This is a genomic window from Eubacterium sp. BIOML-A2, from assembly GCF_009680135.1.
In the GTDB taxonomy this organism is placed as follows: domain Bacteria; phylum Bacillota; class Clostridia; order Lachnospirales; family Lachnospiraceae; genus Faecalicatena; species Faecalicatena contortus_B.
The window spans coordinates 1-22,101 of the sequence record NZ_WKZK01000079.1 but is presented as its reverse complement, the minus strand read 5'-3'; the positions used below and the strand labels follow the sequence as shown (position 1 = coordinate 22,101).

15 protein-coding genes are annotated in these 22,101 nt (G+C 45.8%); 8 read left to right on the top strand and 7 right to left on the bottom strand.

The annotated features are described in order from the left end of the window. Positions 1-77 precede the first annotated feature (77 nt). The 3 genes from GKG43_RS21055 to GKG43_RS21045 form a co-directional block, all read right to left on the bottom strand. Positions 78-902: a carbohydrate ABC transporter permease gene (locus GKG43_RS21055; protein WP_083487101.1), complete on the bottom strand. Its 825-nt coding sequence runs from the start codon at positions 900-902 to the stop codon at positions 78-80. 15 nt (positions 903-917) lie between these two features. Then, positions 918-1,784, bottom strand: coding sequence for a sugar ABC transporter permease (locus GKG43_RS21050; RefSeq protein WP_055153722.1), 867 nt, complete (start codon positions 1,782-1,784; stop codon positions 918-920). Positions 1,785-1,975: 191 nt separating this feature from the next. Further along, the gene (locus GKG43_RS21045) at positions 1,976-3,283 is read right to left on the bottom strand and encodes an extracellular solute-binding protein (protein WP_055153724.1); all 1,308 of its coding nucleotides are present in this window, start codon (positions 3,281-3,283) and stop codon (positions 1,976-1,978) included. Between the two features lie 243 nt (positions 3,284-3,526). On the opposite strand from GKG43_RS21045, the gene GKG43_RS21040 reads away from it, so the two are divergent. From GKG43_RS21040 to GKG43_RS21005, 8 genes are all read left to right on the top strand, one after another. Then, complete coding sequence (locus GKG43_RS21040; RefSeq protein ID WP_055153726.1) at positions 3,527-5,296, top strand: histidine kinase; 1,770 nt, start codon at positions 3,527-3,529, stop codon at positions 5,294-5,296. A 3-nt stretch (positions 5,297-5,299) separates the two neighbouring features. Further along, a complete protein-coding gene (locus GKG43_RS21035; RefSeq protein ID WP_055153728.1) occupies positions 5,300-6,847 on the top strand; it encodes a response regulator in 1,548 nt (515 codons plus the stop codon). Between the two features lie 4 nt (positions 6,848-6,851). After that, positions 6,852-7,871, top strand: a complete 1,020-nt coding sequence (locus GKG43_RS21030; RefSeq protein ID WP_055153729.1) for a LacI family DNA-binding transcriptional regulator — start codon at positions 6,852-6,854, stop codon at positions 7,869-7,871. 97 nt (positions 7,872-7,968) lie between these two features. Further along, entirely contained in the window at positions 7,969-9,321 is a 1,353-nt protein-coding gene (locus GKG43_RS21025; protein ID WP_055153731.1) for an MATE family efflux transporter, read from the top strand. 38 nt (positions 9,322-9,359) lie between these two features. Further along, entirely contained in the window at positions 9,360-11,042 is a 1,683-nt protein-coding gene (locus GKG43_RS21020; RefSeq protein ID WP_055153733.1) for an alpha-glucosidase, read from the top strand. Between the two features lie 31 nt (positions 11,043-11,073). Then, positions 11,074-12,786 carry an alpha-glucosidase gene (locus GKG43_RS21015; protein ID WP_055153735.1) on the top strand — a complete coding sequence of 571 codons (1,713 nt, stop codon included), beginning with the start codon at positions 11,074-11,076 and terminating at the stop codon, positions 12,784-12,786. A 413-nt stretch (positions 12,787-13,199) separates the two neighbouring features. Continuing rightward, positions 13,200-13,964 carry a helix-turn-helix domain-containing protein gene (locus GKG43_RS21010; RefSeq protein WP_050640715.1) on the top strand — a complete coding sequence of 255 codons (765 nt, stop codon included), beginning with the start codon at positions 13,200-13,202 and terminating at the stop codon, positions 13,962-13,964. A 256-nt stretch (positions 13,965-14,220) separates the two neighbouring features. Further along, on the top strand, positions 14,221-16,251 hold the full coding sequence (locus tag GKG43_RS21005) for a methyl-accepting chemotaxis protein (protein ID WP_055153737.1): 2,031 nt from the start codon (positions 14,221-14,223) through the stop codon (positions 16,249-16,251). Between the two features lie 476 nt (positions 16,252-16,727). Here GKG43_RS21005 and dnaB read toward each other — a convergent pair whose 3' ends face one another. The 4 genes from dnaB to GKG43_RS20985 all read right to left on the bottom strand — a co-directional run bounded on the left by dnaB (position 16,728) and on the right by GKG43_RS20985 (position 21,874). Continuing rightward, on the bottom strand, positions 16,728-18,071 hold the full coding sequence (dnaB, locus tag GKG43_RS21000; RefSeq protein ID WP_025655816.1) for a replicative DNA helicase: 1,344 nt from the start codon (positions 18,069-18,071) through the stop codon (positions 16,728-16,730). 13 nt (positions 18,072-18,084) lie between these two features. After that, on the bottom strand, positions 18,085-18,534 hold the full coding sequence (gene rplI, locus GKG43_RS20995) for a 50S ribosomal protein L9 (RefSeq protein ID WP_050640718.1): 450 nt from the start codon (positions 18,532-18,534) through the stop codon (positions 18,085-18,087). Continuing rightward, a complete protein-coding gene (locus tag GKG43_RS20990; protein WP_050640719.1) occupies positions 18,535-20,580 on the bottom strand; it encodes a DHH family phosphoesterase in 2,046 nt (681 codons plus the stop codon). Between the two features lie 91 nt (positions 20,581-20,671). After that, positions 20,672-21,874, bottom strand: a complete 1,203-nt coding sequence (locus tag GKG43_RS20985) for an AI-2E family transporter (RefSeq protein WP_129879825.1) — start codon at positions 21,872-21,874, stop codon at positions 20,672-20,674. Positions 21,875-22,101: the final 227 nt, after the last annotated feature.

Genomic DNA, 22,101 nt, shown 5'->3' with positions numbered 1-22,101 from the left:
CTCGCTAACGGTGGCTCGCTACACCTTGCCGTATGGGATTTCCACCCACTAAACCAACCGCCCTTTTCTGGACGCGCCTACCCTTTTACGGCTCCGGCAGTCATTCCTGATACAACTTGTTCCTGCATCAGAAAATAGATAACAATCGTGGGCAGTATAATCAATATGGTTGCAGCAAACATGGCGCCGTAGTCTGTTGCATATGCACTTTTAAAATAATAAAGCGCTACGGGTAATGTCCTGCTGTCATTTCCCGTCGTCAAAGTCAATGCAAACTGGAACTCATTCCTTGCTTCTATGAACTGCAGCACGCCGGCTGTGGCCAGCGCAGGCTTTACAAGGGGCATAATAATTGTCGCAAATGTTCTGAAAAAACCTGCGCCGTCAATATACGCGGATTCCTCCAGTTCCCTTGGGATTGTCATAAAGTAACTGCTCAGTATAAACAGGGATGTCGTAAGCCCAAATCCAGAATAGACAAGGATCAGGCCCGGGATCGTATCCAACAGCCCAATGGTCTTCACGGTATTATAGACCGGCAGCAAAAGCGCGGAACCCGGGATCAGCAAAGCCATAGAAAACATCAGGCGTAAAAATTTTCTTCCTCTGAATTGAAAACGGGCTATCACATAGGACGCCATACTCATTACCGTCAGGCATATGAGTGTGCTCATAACTGTCACAATAACGCTGTTCTTATAAAACTGTGCAATCGGAGCCAGTTTAAACGCTGTAAAATAATTTTTAAAACTGAAATGGCCGTTAAAAATTGACGCCGATGACAATATATCTGCATTTCCCCTGAAGGATGACAGTAAAACCCACAAAAAAGGACCTACAGATATAACACATATCAATATCACAAAAATTCCAATCATAATCTGGATCGTTTTCTTCTTCATGTAATCTCTCCCCGCTTATTTAACCTCTCCGACCTTGTATATCCGGTTTACTGCAAAAACCAGAACCAGGCCTGTAAGCATCATGACCACGCCGATCGCATTGCCATAGCCAAAATTATTGTCACGCATTGCCGCATTGTAAAGCATCAGAGGCATACTCATAGTCCGGTTACCCGGCCCTCCGCCCGTGGTCATCATGATCGTGTCAAATTTGTGAAGCATACCGGTACCTGCAAGAATTGTACATGTGCCTATAATGTTACGCAGAAGCGGCAGGGTAATATAGCGCATTCTCTGTGATTCACTGGCTCCGTCTATCGCAGCGGCCTCATAGATATCCTCATCAATCGAGCTCATTTCTGCTAAAATCAATGCCGCATTAACAGCTGCAAAGGGAAGCCATGTCAGGGTAACTGCCCAAAATGCCGTTTTAGAATCTGCAAACCAGTTTTTTGCCAGACAGTCCAGACCCACGGCTCTTAAAAATTGGTTCACGGGGCCGAAGCTGGGATTCAGTATACACAAAAACAACATACCAATTGCAGCGCTAGAGATAATGTTTGGGATCATAAATACGCCTCTTACGAACTTGCAGTACCGCTTTTTTCTTGCTATAACAAGTGCAAATGCGAGTGCGATCCCCACATGCAGCGTGCATTGCAGAAGTATCCAGACAATGGTGTTTCCAAAAGCAGTAAAAAAATTAGGATCCTGAAACATCCTGATATAATGATCCAGGCCGATAAAAGTCGGAGAAACCCCAATTCTCCATTCTGTAAACGATGTAGTCACCAGTGTCACCAGAGAGATCGCATACATAAATATAAACAGTGAAACTCCAGGGACAAGAAAAATAATAAGCCATCTCTTTTTAATTTTCATGATTTTTCGCCTTTCTTAAATTAGAGTTTCGCTTGCGAAACTCGCGCCTGCGGCGGTCGCACCGCGACATCTACCTCTTACGCCGCAGTGCGCATCCCGCCGGGAGGGCTGTTTTATCTTATAGGCGAACTTTCCTATAAGATAAACTTTCCGGTATGTGCTCCATACCGGAAAGTCCTGTGCTGCCGTTTTTATTCGGCTTCCTTTATTGCCTCATCCATCTTTACGGTCATCTCCTGAGGTGTAATGTTTCCATATGCCAGTTCCGGATAGTATTTGCTCATAGCATTCACAACACTGGGGAGTGCTGTAGAATCAACTGTTTTATACTCTACCTTCACATCTTTCTTAATTTCCATTAATGATGCGAATAAAGGCTGCTCCTGTTTAAACTCTTCCGTCATTTCTATATTCGTAGTAAGCGGAACCACTCCGGTCATCTCCATCCGCATCTTCTGTGCTTCCGCGTCAGTGATACATTTCAGGAATTTTATAGCTGCATCCTTTGTCTCGTCTGTTTTTGCGCAAACAGAATATCCCAACTCATAATTGGATATCAGGCTCTGGTTTGGAAATGCTGCAACTCCAATACGATCCATCAGCCCGTCTACTGCTACTTCCGGGTTTGAAAAATCAGCAGTTGCCCACATGCCGTTCGCGATCATAGCTGTCTTTTCCTGACAGAAGCTGTTTGATGCTACAGGATATCCGCCTCCAACGGCATCCTCTGTTGTGTATTCCTTAAGCAGAGTCTGCATCATTGTAAGCCCTTTCACTACAGATTCATTCTGATAGGAGTCCGGATGAACCGAATTCATGAATTTATTTCCCTCTTCACCATCTGTTCCAATCATCGCTGCCAGAACCAGATTTGCCGCCCAGCAGTTATCACCCGTATTCAGAGCAATCGGAGTATAGCCTTTTTCTTTCAGAATCTTACAGTTTTCCATAAATTCATCCCAAGTCTCGGCAGGCTCAATTCCACAATCATCAAACATTGCCTTATTGTAAAAGTAACCAATCTGGGTATTCGAATCTGCCACGGAATAGACCCCTCCGTCCGGCTGGCGTACGGCTTCGATTGCGTCTTCCCCTATCTCTTCCTTGTATTCAGGATCAGCTTCCAGAACATCCGTCAGTTCCATCGCCTGTCCGTTTTTAACAGCAAGATCCAATACCCCATTGATAGAATACACCACATCCGGAAGCTCATTTGTGGCCGCCAGTACTTTCATTTTGTCCAGATATGCGCCGTCACTTGGCAGCTCTTCAACTACAAGTTCGATTTCATCCCCATACATTTCGTTGAACCGTTCAATGAGTTTTTTCTCGCATTCTGCATTGGGGTTGGTTCCAACAGCGCTGGTTGCATAGCGCAAAATGACTTTTTCGCCTTCTTTTTTGCTTTCATTCTTCTTTGCGCATCCACCTGCAAACATGGATACTGCTAAGATTCCTACGAGTGCCACAGCTGTAGATTTCTTAACTACTCTTTTCATAACTTTTCTCCTCTTTTCGTTTTGTGGTTATTTGATAGATATATATTAACATTTATTTCTTTCATTTTTAATCAAATATACTGCCCATCTATTTGCTCAATTATCGTCCCCTGTCTTCTGCATATACTTTTTTTACCTCAACCTTATATTTTTTTTACCTTGCACTTATATTTTTCGGCACTTGCCGGAAATATTTTCAGATGATACACTATAAGAAATATCATTCACAAGCGGAGGATATGTATGAAACGCCGGATATCTATGCGCAGTAAAATAATTTCACTCTCAGTTATCCTGATCAGCCTGGCTCTTCTCATACAAGGCGGCTGGTTTTTTTATCATTACTATAATGCCCAAGTCTCTCTCGCCTATGATAATATGGAGGCTTCGGTAGAGCAGATGCGCTTTAGTATAAACAAGGCTTTTTCTGATATAAATAACAGCGCGTTATCACTGCTTACCAGCCCCACTATGCAGAATTGGCTCGCCGGCAGAATCAGCTTTGACCGAAATCTGCCCGAATTCCAGGAGAACGCCCGCGCCATGCAGGAGGATTGTAAGAATAACAACCTGTTCGACAATACCTTCTATTCCTATGGGCTGAGTACGGCTTTCTTGATCTCCCAGAACTCAGAAATACCGTTGTATACTTATAGTACGCCTTATAATTCCTCCATATTTACCTTTGAAGAACTCAAAGTACTCTTTGAAAAAGAATCCGATGCGGCTGTATTTATACCGCCCAGTCAAGATTCTAAAGACATCTTTTTTATTAAACAGGCGCAGAATTATAATCGAAACCAGACCATCTTCTTTCTTTATGTTATTAACCAGTCCTGTTTTCAAGAGTTATTTTCCGGACTGCTTTCGGATGTTACAATTTCGGTCACTGACCGGAACGATATTGTCTTATTCAGCAATACGCCTGCTATGGTTGGACAGGAGTATCATCGTTATCTGGAAGAGAATAAGGCCCTCTATCCCGGGAAAGACACGTTAGGTTATTCAAGGCAGATCACCAGCGCTCCCTTCCATGTCAATCTCTTCACCTCAACGAAAAGTATCACCACCCCAATCGCCGTTACGCTTCTGCAGTATGTTGCAATCATGGCAGTCCTGCTGGTGGCTTTTATTTTTATCGCAGTCTGGTCTTTTTCTAATTATACGTATTTTATCAAAGATATGGTGTCCAACCTTAATGAGGTGAGGAATCAAAATTACCGAACCCGTATGAAAATGTACAAGGAAACGGATTTGAACAGGATCAGTTTTACCTTTAATAAAATGACCGGTGAATTTGAAGATCTGATCGCGAAGGTGTATAAAAATGAGCTGCTTTTGAAAGAATCGGAAATCCGGCTTTTGCATTCGCAGATGAACCCTCATTTTTTAACAAATACGCTGACTACCATTGGAGTCTCCGCACTGCTTAACAACGACTCGGAAGTCTATCAGATGATTAGTTCCCTTAATGTACTCGTAACGGCGAATCTGACCGGATCATTGAAGGGTGATTTATATACGGTTGTAGAAAAGGAATATGAATGGATAAAAAGTTATCTGTATATCCAGCAGCTTCGTTTTCAGGAACGCCTTAGCTGCGAAATAAATGTCCGGGATAAGCAGATTCTAAACTATTACATTCCCAGGCTGAGTGTGGAACCGATTGTTGAAAATGCTGTAATCCACGGTATTGAAAATTCTTCTAACAAAATTAACTATATTAAAATAGACATATACACGGAAAATGGGGATTTATTTTTTGAAGTATCCGATAACGGCTGCGGCTGTGATTTCGATCCGTTAAAAAACTCTTCCGGGGATGACTCCGGCCGTCAGCATATCGGGATTTCAAATATAGTTGAACGCATTCATCTGCTGTTTGGGGATTCTTATGGCCTGGAGTTTCAAAGTTCTTCCGGTGTCGGTACAACTGTCATTATTAAGCTTCCTGTGCTGAAAGACCGCCCAGACCAGGATTCTAAGACACTTGAAAATGAAAGGGAGGAATAACTTATGTTCCGCTTAATTATCGTAGAAGATGAGGCGATCCTTAGAAAGGGGATCTGCAATATTATTGATTGGATCAATCTCGGATTCCAATTGGAGGGTGATTTTTCTAACGCTCCCGAAGCACTTGATTTTTTCAGGGAACATCCTGTGGACCTTGTCGTAACAGATATCAAGATGCCCGAAATGTCTGGCATAGAGCTTGCCCGTGAGGTACATGCGCTCTCTCCCGCCACTAAGATTATCATATTAACCGCCTTTTCAGACTTTGATCTGGCGGTAGACGCTCTCAGGGCAGGCGTGTCTGATTATATCGTAAAATCAGATTTTATCAGTCAGCTTCCCGTATCTGTGAAAAAGGTGTACGCTCTGCTGGAAAACGAGAAGGCGAAAATCAGCTGTTCTTCACGAGCATTTTCTGCCCTCATTTCTGGAATTGCCACATCGGCCATCACCAGCCTGGAAGACATTCAATACTGGTTTTGCCAGATGCAGCTGCAGCCTCAGCAGTATATGGCCGTTAAGTTCTCGATCTGTGCTGATAAGTCCCCCCATGAAGAGGAACAGACGCGCATGTTTGAAAAGATCATTGGCTTTATTAAAACTGCTGCTGAGCCTTTCCCATCCGCTGTAAAAAGTGATGCACAGAATTCCGTTTACGTGCTTCTTTATACGGAAAATACAGTCCGGCTGCCACAGATGCCCGAATTCGGTGAGAGCATCATCTCCGCTGCGAAGACACTTTTTGCCTGTGGGATCAGCATCTCCTATTCTTCTGTGCATCAGAATATTGCTGAATTTCCCACTGCACTTTACGAATGTATAGACGCAGCAGACAGCGATGTTTTGAATGCAGCGCATGGCCTTGCGGAATTTCCCGGCGGAAGTACTGGTCAGCTGTTAGATCCTCTCGAGATAACCACCGCTTTTACAGAAAATATCTGCGCCGGGGACAAGGCAGCGTGTGCGGGCCTTTTGACGTATTTTTTTGGTGAACTTGAAAGCAGACAGTATTCTTTAAATAAATTAAAAAATATGGCAATTAATGTATGCACACTCTGCTGGGACAAGTTGTATAGTCCTGTAGACAGTATGTATCAATTTCATTCAATAAAAGATTTGACTCTGGCCAGGCTGAAAAATTCTGCCTCTGCAGCGGGGCTGGTGGATTCTCTTCTCGACTTTGCCGGTAAATGTATTTACCTAAAAGTCTGTCCTGCAAGCAGGATTCCGGTCCCTGTGCTGGAAATCAGCGCCTATATCCAACGCCATTTTGACCAGCCCGTCAGAATCGATGATATCGCGCATGCCCTTCATATGAACAGCAGTTATCTAAGCCGTACTTATAAAAACTGCACCGGCCACTCTATCATCCACGCACTTAACTATTATCGGATCGAACACGCGAAGGTGCTCTTAGAAAGCGGTAAGTATAAGATTACAGAGATTGCTTCCATGGTGGGAATCGAGGAACCGGCTTATTTTACGACTGTTTTTACAAAATATACCGGCTGCAGTCCTTCGTCGTATAAAGTGTTTGATATAAAGGAGTGATTATATGAGAATCAAAGATATTGCCGAACGTGCTGGCGTAAGTACCGCCGCTGTATCGTATGTGCTGCACGGAAAAACATCACACGTCTCTGCAGAGACGCAGAAAAAAATTAAAAAAGTACTAGAAGAGATGAATTATGTCCCTAACATGGGGGCAAGGATGCTTGCCGGAAAGCAGTCCCGGTTAATTGGAGTCATACTGCAGGATTTCTATAAATATGACCGGGAAGTCATAGCCGATCCCTTTTACGCGGAAATCCTAAGTTCTATTGAGGCAGAGATCAGTGCAAATGGATATTACATGCTGCTTAAGACCGTACCTGATGAATCAGCCATTCAGAAGCTGGCGGCGGAATGGAATGTGGACGGGCTAATTATACTCAACTGGTCCGGCATTACCCCCAAGAAATATCTCGCTTTAAAGAAAAAGCTGGATAAACCGTTCCTCTTTATCGATTCCCCCTGTGGTGATATCCCGGATCTGGTAAACATAGGAGCCGACGATGAATTTGGCGGGTTTCTAATGACCGATTACCTGATTCAGAACGGTCATCATAAAATCATGTATTTAACCGATACCGATGATCCCATCTCAGCCCTTCGTCTGCAAGGCGTCCGTAATGCTTATCAAAAAAATAAAACATCACTCGCCGGTCTGTCTCATCAGCTGCTTCCTGCAACCAAAGAGGCCCGCAGGAAACTTTATACAGATTCCAATTCCGGTTTGAGAGACCATACGGCTTTGTTTTTTGTATCCGATTATTTTGCGGCTGAAGCTATGGGCTTTCTCCAGGATGCCGGTGTTCGAATACCTGAAGATATCTCCATTGCCGGTTATGACTGCAGTTACCTGAGTGAGATGTGCCGCCCGCAGCTTACGACTGTCCGGCAGAATATCCATAAAAAGGGGGCTGTTGCCGTCCATTCCCTCCTTTCATTCATCAAAGGAGAGGAGCCGCCGCATTCCCAAACACACTTTAAGGTTGATCTGGTTGTAAGAAAATCGGTATCGTCTCATGATTAACAAAATATAAAATATCTATATTGACACAGTTATGCCGCCGTGTTAAGATACATCTAATCATTAGGTTATGCGCTTAACCTTTAGGAGGTGTTAACTTGTGTATTCTCCCAGAATAGACCGCGCCTTTTACCGTATGGTTTTTACTTTGGTACTGCCCATAGCTGTGCAGCAGCTCATCAATGCCTGTATTACATCTGCTGATATTATGATGCTTGGAAGAGTAAGCGAATCTGCTATTGCAGGGGTATCGCTGGCTGGTCAGATTTCCTTCCTGCTGAACCTGATTCTCATAGGGATCTCCTCCGGCGCTTCTATTCTCTGCTCCCAATACTGGGGTAAGAAAGATTTACGCTCAATAGAAGAACTTATGGGATTCTCTTTATGTGCCGGCCTTTTTGTTTCCGTAATCTTTACGGTTACTGCATTTTGCGCTCCCTTGTCAGTTATGGGCCTTTTCACTTCAGATCCGGTAATTGCAGATCAGGGAGCACAATATCTGCGGATTGTATGTTTTTCTTATCCCTTAAATTGTTGTACTTTTATCTATCTAAGTATCATGAGAAGCATGGAGCATGTGAAAATATCTTCTATTATTTACCTGTTTTCGCTCCTGATTAATGTATTTCTGAATTACGTATTTATATTTGGTCATTTTGGTAGCCCTGCTTTAGGGACTGCCGGGGCCGCAGCCGGTACATGCGGAGCACGCTTATCTGAGCTGGTTTTGGCATGGATATATGAGAAAAAATATAACCGCACGGCGCGATTCCATCTCCGTAGTCTATACGTAAAAAATATTGCATTAGTCAGAAGATTTTTTCACTTTGCGCTTCCGGTGCTTATGAATGAGCTGGCCTGGGGTCTTGGGTACACCGTGCTTGCTTCTATTATAGGACATCTTGGCCAAAATATAGTTGCCGCTAATTCGGTCATCACAGTATTAAGGCAGCTTTCCATGATTTTTTCAACAGGGCTTGCATCTGCCGCGGCCATCATAACCGGCAAAACCATAGGCGAAGGCAACCGGCCATTAGTTTTAAATTATTCCAGAAACTTTATAAAGCTTTCTGTCGTATTTGGCTGTTTGGGGGCTGCCGCAATTTTAATTCTCGCATTTGCTTCGGGTTCTTTCATACGCCTTAGCCCACAATCCGGGAATTATTTAAAAATTATGACTGCACTGATCAGCTTTATATGCATTTTCCAAAGTATCAACAGTACCATTGTTTTGGGTATCCTCCGCTCGGGCGGCGACACAAAGGCTGGGATGATTATGGATCTGGTGTCACTTTGGGGGATCGCATTACTTTTCGGATGGCTGTCCGCATTTATCTGGAAGCTTCCTTTTCCAATAATTTATATGTTTTTAGTCTGTGATGAACTCGTGAAATTCCCATTTGCCATGAAACGTTATTTCTCCTATAAATGGCTAAATGATGTAACAAGTTAAAAAGCGCGTATTTATTTTATAATAAGGAGGTATTAAAAATGACCGCTGATTGGTGGAAAGAGGCTGTGGTATATCAGATTTATCCGGCCAGTTTCAATGATTCTAATAATGATGGTTTTGGTGATATTAATGGCATTACACAGAAGCTGGACTATCTGTGCAGCCTGGGGATCCGGATTATATGGATTTCTCCGTATTTTAAATCCCCCTATATTGACAATGGGTATGATATATCAGACTACAGGGCAATCGATCCACGGTTTGGTACAATGGAGGACTGGGAAAATATGCTCCGTGAAATGCATAATCGAGGGCTTAAGCTGATTATGGATTTGGTAGTAAATCACTGTTCTGATCAGCACAAGTGGTTCCAGGAAGCCAAGAAAAGCAAGGATAACCCTTATAGAGACTATTTTATCTGGAAAGACCCAAAACCGGATGGCATGCCGCCTAATAACTGGACCTCTTATTTTAACGGCCCGGCATGGGAATACGAACCCTTGACAAACCAGTATTATCTCCATCTTTTTTCAAAGGAACAACCTGATCTCAACTGGGAAAATCCACGGCTTCGTGAGGAGATTTACGATATCATGCACTACTGGATCGGCAAAGGCGTGGATGGCTTCCGTCTGGATGTCATGCATGCGTATGGGAAAACACCCGGCCTGCCCGACGGCCGGATGGATGGAACCCTTCCAGTTGGAGCGGAACACTTTTCTTCGCTTCCTTTAAACCACGCTTATATGAAAGAAATGAACCGGGAGGTTTTCTCTAAATACGATATCTTTACCGTTGGAGAAACCGACGGGATCACTATAGATGATGCCTTGCGATATACCGCAGAAGCCGCAGAAGAGGTGAATACGGTTTTTCAATTCCAGCATGTTAATATCGACAGCGTATATGAGGAGCGATGGCTGGCTGATTCCCCGCTCCCCGTAAGAGCTTTCAAAAGCTGTCTGGCGGACTGGCAGCGGGGGCTGGATCTTGAAGGCTGGAACAGCCTCTATCTGTCAAACCACGACCAGCCGCGGCAGGTCTCCAGATTTGGTAATGATGAAACATACTGGGCAGAGAGCGCCAAGATGCTGGCAACTATTATGCACCTGCAAAAGGGAACTCCCTTTGTCTATCAGGGAGAAGAGATTGGCATGACAAACTGCCCCGTCCATGATATAAGCGAGGTTCAGGATATTGAATCGATCCATGCATACAATGAATATCTATCACAGGGCCTGGCAACTCGTGAGGAGATGCTTGCAGGAATTAGCCGGAGGGGCCGGGATAACAGCCGAACCCCTATGCAATGGAACCGCACTGCCAATGCAGGGTTTTCCGAAAACACCCCCTGGCTTCATGTGAATAAAAATTATAAAGAGATTAATGTAGAATCACAATTAAACTGTGAGGATTCTATCTATCATTACTATCGGAAGTTAATCCACCTAAGATCGCAGTATCCCATAGTCGTATACGGCAGTTTTACGGAATTCTACCGGGATAGCGACTCCATTTTCTGCTTTACCCGCTCACTGGGAAACCAGGTGCTTCTGGTCACTGCGAATATGACGGCGGAACGTGTGGAATACAAAGTGCCGGGAGCAGTCTCCTATACAAAAAGCTCGCTTTATATTTCGAATTATCCCACTGGTCAGTCGCCCCATGACTGTGTCCTGCGCCCCTATGAGGCATCTGCATATCTGCTGGTGAAACACTGAGTACTCACACTTTGAAAAGGAGGAGTTAACTATGGAAAAACTAAAAAAAGCCTGGTGGAAAGAAGCTGTTGTCTACCAAATTTACCCCGCCAGTTTTTGTGATTCAAATGGGGATGGCATTGGCGATCTCAGAGGCATAGCTGAAAAACTGGATTATCTCGTTGATTTGGGAGTGGATGTGGTCTGGATATCCCCCTATTTTGAATCTCCCTATGTGGATAACGGTTACGATATTTCTGATTATTATAAGATAGACAAACGATTTGGCACTATGGATGACTGGGATCACCTGCTTAGTGAAATGCATAAACGCGGATTAAAGCTGGTTATGGATCTGGTGGTTAACCACTGTTCCTCATCCCACATCTGGTTCCAGGATGCATTGCAAAGTAAGAACAGCCCATACCGTGACTTTTTTATATGGAAAGACAGAAAAGAAAATGGGCAGGTCCCCAATAACTGGACATCTTACTTTGGAGGCTCCGCCTGGGAATACAGCCCAATTACAGATCAATGCTACCTTCATCTGTTCAGTAAAGAGCAGCCCGACCTGAACTGGGATAATCCGGCGCTCAGACAGGAAATCTATAAAATGATGCGGTTCTGGGCCGATAAAGGAGTGGATGGTTTCAGGCTGGATGTCATGCATGCATATGGGAAGGAGCCCGGGCTGCCTGATGGGAATATTCAACGCTCCGCATCCGGAGCTCCAGTGGGAATTGAACATTTTGCGAGTATAGAAAAAACCCACAGCTATATTCGGGAGATGAACGAACAAGTATTTTCCCGCTATGATCTTATGACTGTTGGCGAGACAGGCGATGTGACTATTCAGGACGCTATAAAATTTACGAACGAAGCCTCTCATGAAGTAAATATGGTATTTCAGTTCGACCACGTTGATATTGAACCTGAGAAAGATGAAAATGGAATCTGTTTATCCAGAGCCTGCACATACACTTTGAAAAAAATGCTTTCTAAATGGCAGACGGGATTACTCGGAAAAGGATGGAACAGCCTGTATCTCTCAAACCACGACCAGCCGCGCCAGGTCTCTAAGTTTGGGGATGACAAAGAGTATTGGTCAGAAAGCGCGAAGATGCTGGCCGCGGTCATGCACCTGCAGCAGGGCACCCCCTTTATCTATCAGGGAGAAGAAATCGGCATGACCAATCTTAAGGTAAATAGCATTCAAGAAGTAAATGATATCATGTCAGTAGGCAATTATTATGAAAAGCTGCACAGCAGACAGGCTTCCGAGGAACAGTTGCTTGCTGAAATTAATGCAGTTGGAAGAGATAATGCCAGAACCCCTATGCAATGGGACAGAGCCGCAAATGCTGGATTTACTACGGGAAATCCCTGGCTTAATGTAAATCCTAACTTTCAAACAATCAATGTGCGGGATTCTATGGAGAACCCTGATTCCATATATCATTTTTATAAAAAACTCATAAAACTCCGCCATAAAACCCCTGTTGCTGTTTATGGCGATTACAGAGAATATTACAAGGACTCACAGGAATTGTTTGTCTTCACCCGCCGGCTTGGACATACCCTGTTGCTCACTGTCGCAAATATCACTGGCTCCTGCGCCGAATTCAGGATGCCTGAAGATATCCACTATGCGCAGAGCGAACTTTATATCTCAAACTATGAAGACACTCAGATCCCAAGCGATTGTTTATTAAGGCCTTATGAAGTTCAGGCCTTTCTGCTGGAAGAAACCTGCAAAGGGGTCTGACCCCTTTGCACCATATATCGCAAAGTGACCACAAAGCAAAATACCGCCTCCAAAAGCGGTATTTTTATGCTTCAGTATTAACTTGAGGACGGCCTTCAATAACTTCATACACAACTTCAGAATAATCGGCAGCCCTTCTTAAGTTACTGTTCAGACCGTGCCGTGCACCTCGCTGCACGGCATCGGAGCCGATGAAGTGATGGTCTCGGGGCATCTGCCCCTCGCCGTAGGCGACTTTAGATGGGCAGATGCCGTTACTGTGCACGCCCGTAGGGTGTGCACAGTAACCTTCTTAAATTTTCTGACAGAATTTGACGAACGATTTCTGGCTTGTCCTTCACACTCCTATGGTATAATAACACAGAGCGAAGAATATATTAAGGCACCATTTTTTAAGGAGGTATAGGTATAATATGGGTGAAGTCAGGTTTATGATTTCTGAGGCCGCCAAACAGGTTAAAGTCGAATCCCACGTACTGCGCTATTGGGAAGAAGAGCTGAATCTGGAAATCGGGCGCACAGAAATGGGGCATCGATATTATACGAAAGATGATATACAACTTTTCCGCTGTATTAAAAAACTGAAAGATGAAGGGATGCTTCTGAAAGACTTAAAACCACTCATCCCAGAATTAAGAGAAACACGTTTAAAACTTCAAAAATCTACTGATCAGGAGCCGGTCAAGGCAAAATCCTCAGAAAAACCAGCAAAGCCTGAAGAAAAAGCAGCCTCCTCGGCAATTAAGAAAGCGGTTTTCTCAAATAGCAGTTCCCCGAAAAAGGAGCCGGACAAGCAGGCAGCCTCTCCGGGAAAGGCATCCCTGCCGCTTACGGCAGCTGCACCAGACAGTCCGTCCGGGCAAAAGGCAGAAAGCGCTGCCCTGACTGTAGCCCAGGCAGAAGTCATTCCTATTACGCAGCTTGAACAGGTACGTTCACTGATCGGTGATGTGCTGACGGAAGTGGTAACAACCAACAACGAGACCCTCAAAAAAGACATCACCAGTACGGTCACACAAGACGTCATCCGGGAGATGGATTTTATGTTTCAGGCCAAGGAACGTCAGGAAGAAGAACACTTCCGCAAATTGGACTGCCTCATCCGGCAGCAGCAGGCGAACCGCCGCGAAGCAGCGCGGGAAAATCCATTTGGTAAGCTCAAGAAACTGCTTACATAACAACTCAATCAGAATGTCCGTGACTGACACGGCATTTTTAAAGGGCGGAATAATAATTTCCGCCTTTTTTGCAATGTCCTTCCATCTGCATTTACTTGTTTTTTCCTCTTGCCATGTTATAATAAAAAGAGTACATTTCTAAATCTAAATCCCTGTTTACAGCCTGTGCCCTGAATGCCCTGACAGCCAGTTAAATGGTGCCTGGAGCTGAGAATACATAAGCAGACCCATATTAGCCGGAAATCGGAGGAACCCTATGATAAAGAAAATAAGAAACAGTGAGACCCAAAGAAGCAGATCTATTTCCGCTAAGCTCAATACAAGCCTTGTCATCATTCTGGTTCCTTTACTGGCCATTTTAATTGTCGTCTCATGTGGTGTAGCCGTACGCTCCATTGAATCCCTCAATGATAAAATCCTGAATGCTCAGTCCGATTATGCTGTATCCATCGTTGATGATTTCTTCAGCAGCAAGGAAGCCGCTGTCAGTATGTTCGAGACAAACGAAGAACTGCAGGAATATTTCCTGTCTGTAAGCACTCCTCAGGATATTGAGTCCTATCCCGGCAAGGAGGAATTGACCGTCCATCTGTCGGAGATATTAGGGAGGATGGCCGGTGAAAATGCACAGGAGGCATGGCTGGCTGACGACCGAACAGACCGGTTCCTGCTATCCACAGGGCGTGTTGTCCCTTTCTCACTGAAAGACCTGCCGTGGTATGAAACCGTTCTTTCCAGTAAAACGGCAGCTATCAGCGAACCTTATCAGGATCCAGCCACAGATCGTTCCATCATATCCATTGTGGCTCCCGTGTTTGATGCCCAGACTGATCATGTAATAGGATTTATAGGTCTCGATGTGTTTCTTGACAGCCTGGCAGAGTCTCTGTCCAATATACATGTTGGGGAGAACGGCTATCTGGAACTGATATCCAACAGTTCCGACTATATTTATAGTAATGATCCTGCTGCAACGGGTAAAAATGTAACGGAATTGGATATCAGTGAGCAATATAAGACGAATGTTCTAAACAAAAATACCGGCAGCATGAAGTTTAAGTATGACGGCATTGATTATGTCTCCATGTCCCGGGTATCCCGAACCACCGGCTGGCTGGCTATCGCAACGCTTCCGGTGTCCGAAGTGAATGCTCCCCGCAATCAGCTGATCACTGTACTTGCGGTTGTATCCATCCTGATAATTGCCCTGCTGATCTTTGTCATCCTGAGGACAGTCCGGAGGATGATTAAACCGCTCGCAGACATCAGTACCGATATGCACAGCTTTTCCGAGGGCAGCCTTTCCATTGATGTGGATATCCACAGTGATGATGAGATTGGCCAGCTTGCAGACAGTATCCGCTCGTCCACTCACACCCTCAGGGAGATTATCTTAGACATGGCCCATGTTCTAAAGGAAATCTCAGACGGCAATCTCAACGTCGAAGTAACCGGGCAATACACCGGTGATTTTACGGCGATCCGGGATGCGCTGGAACAGATTCTGCTTTCACTGAACAACGCCCTGGGGCAGATTAACACTGTCGCAGACCAGGTTTCTTCCGGGGCCGAGCAGGTGTCCACAAGCGCGCAGGAATTGTCCCTGGGCGCATCCGAACAGGCCGGTTCCGTGGAAGAGCTGGCAGCCACAATCAACGAAATTTCGAGACATGTATCACAAAATGCCCTTAACGCCCTCGAAGCCAGCAAAGATGCCGGAGCCGTCAAAAATGAAGCTGACGCAGGCAATCAGCAGATGCAGGAGCTTTTAGCTGCAATGAACAATATCGTCCGCAGTTCCCGGGAAATACGGAAAATTCTCAAAACCATACAAGAGATCGCATTTCAGACCAATATCCTCTCTCTGAATGCATCCGTAGAGGCAGCACGCGCGGGAGCGGCCGGCAAAGGGTTTGCCGTAGTGGCTGAAGAGATCCGCAGCCTTGCCGCCAAAAGTGCACAAGCATCTACCAACACCAATACCCTGATAAACGATTCCTTAACCGCCGCAGAGGCAGGAGCCAAAATAGCCGCAGAAACAGCCCAGGCTATACAGAAGGTTATGGAAGGAGTGGACAAAGTCGCCACCTCCATCAGCAGCATATCCAGTGCATCCCAGGATCAGTCCGATTCCATCCGCCAGGTAACAAGTGGAATCAACCAGATCTCCGACATCATCCAGACCAACTCAGCCACCGCAGAAGAAAGCGCAGCGGCAAGCGAAGAACTCTCCGCACAGGCACAGCTCCTCAAAGAGTTGGCGGGGCGGTTCTCATTTAGGGGGTAGGAGACGGGCCGTGTGATGTGAGGGGGAGGTGGATCGTATTTTCGCATGACTCATCCCCAAGCACTTTCCCACCCAAGAAGGTTCCGAAGAAAACTCCTTGCCGGCAGTCCATCCCCATCCTTCTTCCCCGCCACACAGTCCCACCAGACGTTCCTACCGATTGGGTGCGCCTAGCTGAGTGAAAGAGGAGTCTGGTACCGGCGGGACTTTACATGCCGTTTTAAACTCCTTATAGCCTGCTTAGAGCCCGTTGCAGTAAAAATGAGGAAAATGGAGGGTTGGATTTGATTCACAAAATCAAATCCAATAGCCGCCTTTGGATCAAAATCATAAGATTTTGGGCCAAATGCGGCTAGTCCCTCCATTTTCCTCATTTTTACTGTTACGGGCTCTTGGCAGGCGGTGCGGAGTTTAAAACGGCATGTAAAGTCCCGCCGGTACCAGACTCCTCTTTCACTCAGCGGCCCCCTTTAATTCTACTCCTGCCTCAACTCATTCCCGAAACGCGTGTATTGCGGCATCCATGCAAGCCGTACTGTTCCCACCGGCCCGTTTCTTTGTTTTGCAATGATGATCTCCGCGATTCCTTTGTCTTCGGTATCAGGGATATAGTAATCCTCACGGTAAATGAACATGCATACGTCGGCGTCCTGCTCGATGGCTCCGGACTCACGAAGGTCGGAGAGCATGGGGCGCTTGTCGGTTCTCTGTTCTACGGCACGGCTTAGCTGCGACAGTGCGATAACCGGCACATTCAGTTCCCTTGCGAGGCCTTTGAGAGAACGGGAGATCTCGGAGATCTCCTGCTGGCGGCTCTCGTTGCTTTTGCCGCCGCTTCCGCTCATCAGCTGCAGGTAGTCGATGATGATCAGGTCCAGGCCGAGTTCCAGCTTATATTTTCTGCACTTGGAACGCATTTCCGTAATCGAGATACCTGACGTATCGTCTATGACAAGCCGGGATTTTCCGATTCTCCCGGCTCCTTCTATCAGTTTTTCCCAGTCTGTGTCCTTTAAGTTACCGGTACGCAGTAGCTGGGCGTCTACATGGGCTTCCAGGGAGAACAGACGGTTCACCAGCTGTTCTTTTGACATCTCCAGACTGAAGATTGCCACGCCCAGATTCTGTCTGAATGCCGCATGCTGGGCGATATTCAGTACGAAGGCAGTCTTCCCCATGGAAGGTCTTGCGGCGACCAGGACCAGGTCTGAGCGCTGAAGACCCGACAGTTTATAATCCAGGTCGATGAATCCTGTGGGAATACCTGTTACGCTTCCCGTTGTCTTGGATGCCTTTTCTATCACATCCAGGGCGTTGAGCACCACCTGCTTGATCGGGGTGTATTCCTGGACATTGCCCCTCTCTACCAGTTCAAATACTCCTTTTTCCGCCTTGTCAAGAATCTCTGCCAGCGGCCGGTTTTCCTGGTAGCATATGTTCGCTACTTCTTCGTTGACCTTAATCAGTCTGCGCAGGGTAGACTTCTCCTGTACGATTTCTGCATAGTATTTTACATTTGCAGAGGTCTGCACACTTACAAGCAGGTCCCTTGCAAACTCCATGCTGCTGATCTCAGGGGGCACGTCTTTTTCCTTCAGGTGCTCCTGCAGCGTAATCAAATCCACCGGTTTTCCTGCCTGAAACAGCTCTACCATAGAGTCAAACAAAATGCCGTAAGCGGTCTGATAAAAATCCTCTCCCGTGATAATCTCGGATGCGGCCATAATTGCATCTTTGTTCATCAGCATAGCTCCCACGACAGCCTGCTCTGCTTCTGCGCTGTGTGGGAGTATTCTCTTAATCGCTGCTTCCATTTCCATAAAGCAAGTCCCCTTATGCCTCTTCTACGACAGCAACTTTTAACTCGGCTGTCACTTCCGGATGTAGTTTAATCGGAACATTGTGTATCCCAAGCGTTTTAATCGTCTCTTTCAGCTGAATCTTCTTCTTATCTACGTCCAGCCCCATCTGTTCTTTTACAGCGGCGGCAATTTCCTTGCTGGATACGGAGCCGAACGTTCTACCGCCCTCTCCCACCTTGATGGCGAGCTCCACCTTGCCGTCCTTAAGACTGGCTGCCAGCTGTTTTGCCGCATCCAGATGGTCCTGTGCGATCTTCTCTTCCTTCTTCTTCTGCAGGCGCAGATCGTTCATGTTCTTATTATTTGCCTCGAGCCCAAGTTTTTTCGGCAGAATAAAGTTTCTTGCGTATCCGTCATTTACATTGACAATCTCGCCTTTTTTACCAAGTGATTTTACATCCTGCAATAATATTACTTTCATTTATATGTCTCCTTCCTCTATCATCTGGTCAATTGTTTCTTTCACCCTTCTGATTGCATCAAATATATTGGTATGGTCAAACTGTGCACCGGCCGAATTGATATGGCCGCCGCCGCCGAGCTTTTCGGCGATAATCTGTACATTAACCTCATCTATAGAACGGGCGCTCAGATATATTCTGCCCTCATAGACGGTCAGCACAAAAGAGGCCTTGATTCCGCTGATATCCAGCAGTTCGTTCGCAGCCTGCGCCGCCAGGACTGTCGGGCTGTCAATGTCACCCGGACACTGCGCAATCGCATATTCTTCCCTGTATACCTCTGCCATACGCACTGCTTCCGCCTTGGCACGGTAAGATTCCATGTCATCCCGGAACATCTTTCTGACGCGGGTAATGTCAGCTCCGCACCTTCTCAAAAATGCCGCCGCCTCAAAGGTGCGCACTCCAGTTCGGTTCATAAAGTTGCGGGTATCAATCATAATCCCTGCATACAGGCAGTCCGCCTCAACCGACGGAAACTTAATGTCATCTACAATATACTGCAGCACCTCAGCCACCATCTCACTGGTGGAGGAAGAATACGGCTCTACATAGGAAAGCACCGCATTCTCAATCACGTTGCTGCTCTGTCTGTGATGGTCAAGCACCGCTATGGTACGGGATTTCTTTAATAGTTCCGGGCATTCCGTCATCTGCGGCTTATTCGTGTCCACGACAATGACCATGGTACTGTCAGTAATATAATCCAGTGCCTGCTCTGAAGTCAGGAAAATGTCCTTGCCATAAGCCGGGCTCTCTGCAATCTCATCGTACAGAGGGCGCACAGAAGTCGTCACCTCGTTGATCACAACATGAGCTTTCTTTTCGAGTTCCACCGCTGCCCGGTAGATGCCCATACAGGCTCCAAGTGAATCCGCATCCGCAATCTTATGACCCATCACGATAACCTGGTCTTTTGCCACAATAAACTCACGCAGGGCTTCCGCCTTAACACGCGCCTTTACGCGGGTATTCTTCGCTGTCTGTTCCTTTTTGCCTCCGAAATATGTAATTCCTTTGCAATCTTTGATGACAGCCTGGTCACCGCCACGCGCCAGGGCCAGATCTATGGCCACGCGGGCAAAGTTATAGCTCTGGGCATAGGTTGAAGTATTCAGCCCCAGACCAATACTCAGAGTCGCAGAACGGGCATTCCCGATATTCACCTGTTTTACATCTTCCAGAAGGGAAAACTTATCAGCCTCAATCGACCGGTAACTCTCCTTCTTAATCGCAATAAAATACTTGTCCTTCTCCAGCTTCTTGACAATCCCGTCCACATCGCCGATATATTTGTTGATCTTCCTGTCTATCAGCGCAACCAGCAGTGATTGGCGGACTTCCTCCACACTTTCCATTACTTCATCATAATTGTCAATGTAAATCAGGCCGGCAATCAGCCTTTGATCCTCAATCTCTTTAATATAAGAATTCAGCTCCGTAACATCCTTCATATATACCGCAATGAAAAATTCCTTATCACTTGGAATCTGCAGCAGCTGTTCCGCTTCACTGAACCCTTCCAGAGAAACCCGGCGCAGCACAACCTGGTAATCCCGTTCTCTGTATGTGACTTCAAGCTCTACATGGTCATTGTCATCCTTGGGGAAGACCCCGTTGTTAAGCTCAGGAATCAGCTTGTTCAGATACTTCTCCCGTTTCTGGCTTTCCACCATATGGGAAAAGCTGTCGTTCTTCCACAGGATACGCCCATCCTCCAGCGTGATTGCATACGGGACTGCCAGTTCCTTCAGCAGCGTATTCTGAATCCCTTTATATTGGGTAGAAAACTGGATCAGATCCGCCAGAATCAGGGACCTGTTGTAAAAATACAAAAGCCCTGCAATCACCAGATAGATTACGATAAAGACCGACATCATAAGGCCTGCCCGCTTGTCAATCATGTACATCCAGACATTCATGGCTATCAGCAGCACCGTCATAATCAGCGGCCACTGCATATACATCCTAAGCTGCCCCTTCAATCGCATATTCTTTTTACTCATGCTTTTCTTCCTCATATAACTTACTAAAAAGTTGCATAAAACTCTCTGCCAATATTTCTAGTATAGCACTTTTTCGCCTATTATTCTACTTTTAGTTTTCTTTCCCAGTATTCTCTTTCCTGAGCCTCAGTTCACCGGAACTATTGTCAACAGAAAACCCTCTTTTATCCAGACGCCCGTAAACATTATTCCGTAAAAGCGTATAAAGCACAGATACGATCGGAATGAATACCAGCATGCCGACAACCCCCATAAGGCTGCCCCCAATACTGACCGCCGCCAGCACCCAGATGGACGGAAGCCCTACAGAGCTGCCCACCACCTTCGGATAGATCAGATTTCCTTCAATCTGCTGGAGAACAAGGAACATAATCACAAAGATAACTGCCTTCATCGGCGCATCCATAAGAATCAGAAACGCCCCCACAATGCATCCGATAAAAGCACCAAAAATCGGAATCAACGCGGTAAAGGCAATCAGAACCCCCACCAGCAGCGCATAAGGCAGCCGAAAAATCGTCATGGCAATGACAAACATGGTTCCCAGTATCACCGCCTCCACGCACTGCCCGGTCAGGAAACTGGAAAACGTTTTATAAGTCAGGGAACAAACATCCAGCACCTTTTTCACAAGACCTTTCTTCAGATAGGCATACATAACCTTACGGATCTGAATATTCAGCCGTTCCTTCTGAAGCAGAATATAACATGCAAATACAAAGGCAATCACAAAAGTAGTCATACCGCTCACAATGCTTTTAGCCACCGTAAAAGTAGACCCCAGCACACTGCCGGCCCCATTTTTAAAAAACTGCATCATACCGTTAAGTATTTTGTCCCAATCAATCTTAACATCATTAATCAACGACACAATTTCCTTATTATTATCAAACAGTTCTTCCACCCAATGCTGCACTTTCGGTACAAAGTCCTGGATGCTGGCCCCCAAAGAATAAACGGTGCTTCCCAGCTTCGGAACCACAACAAATATAACAAGAGATATCACCCCAAGCACAAACAATATTGTAAGCACCAGGCTGAGAGGCCTTGCAAGTTTCTGCGCCCAGGTCTTCCCTGCTGTCTTCTTATTAGAAAACAAAGTCTTCTCCAAAAAATGCATCGGAACATTCAATATAAAAGCAATTGCGCCGCCCAGCAGAAAAGGAAATACAATCCCCAGCACAAAGCCCAGAGCATCCAAAACAAGACTATACTTCCACAGAACAATCAGTACCACAATCGTAAACAAAATCAGGCCCCTGATCTTCTTCAAATTCTCTTTGTCCAAATTCATAAATTACCTGCCTTTTTCCACTAATTAATCAGATTGTAACCATTTAATCCACATTCTAACATATGTCGGGGGAAATGTGAAGTGGGGGGGGGGTTGGCTGGTATGGGGCCGCCTGACCAGAAGGGGGAGGAGGCGGGGGATTGGGTTACATGACCAGTCAGGAGATAGGTAAGTCTTTTGTTTCAGGAGATAGGTAAGTCGATTCAACAGGTGGTAAGTCGAATTGT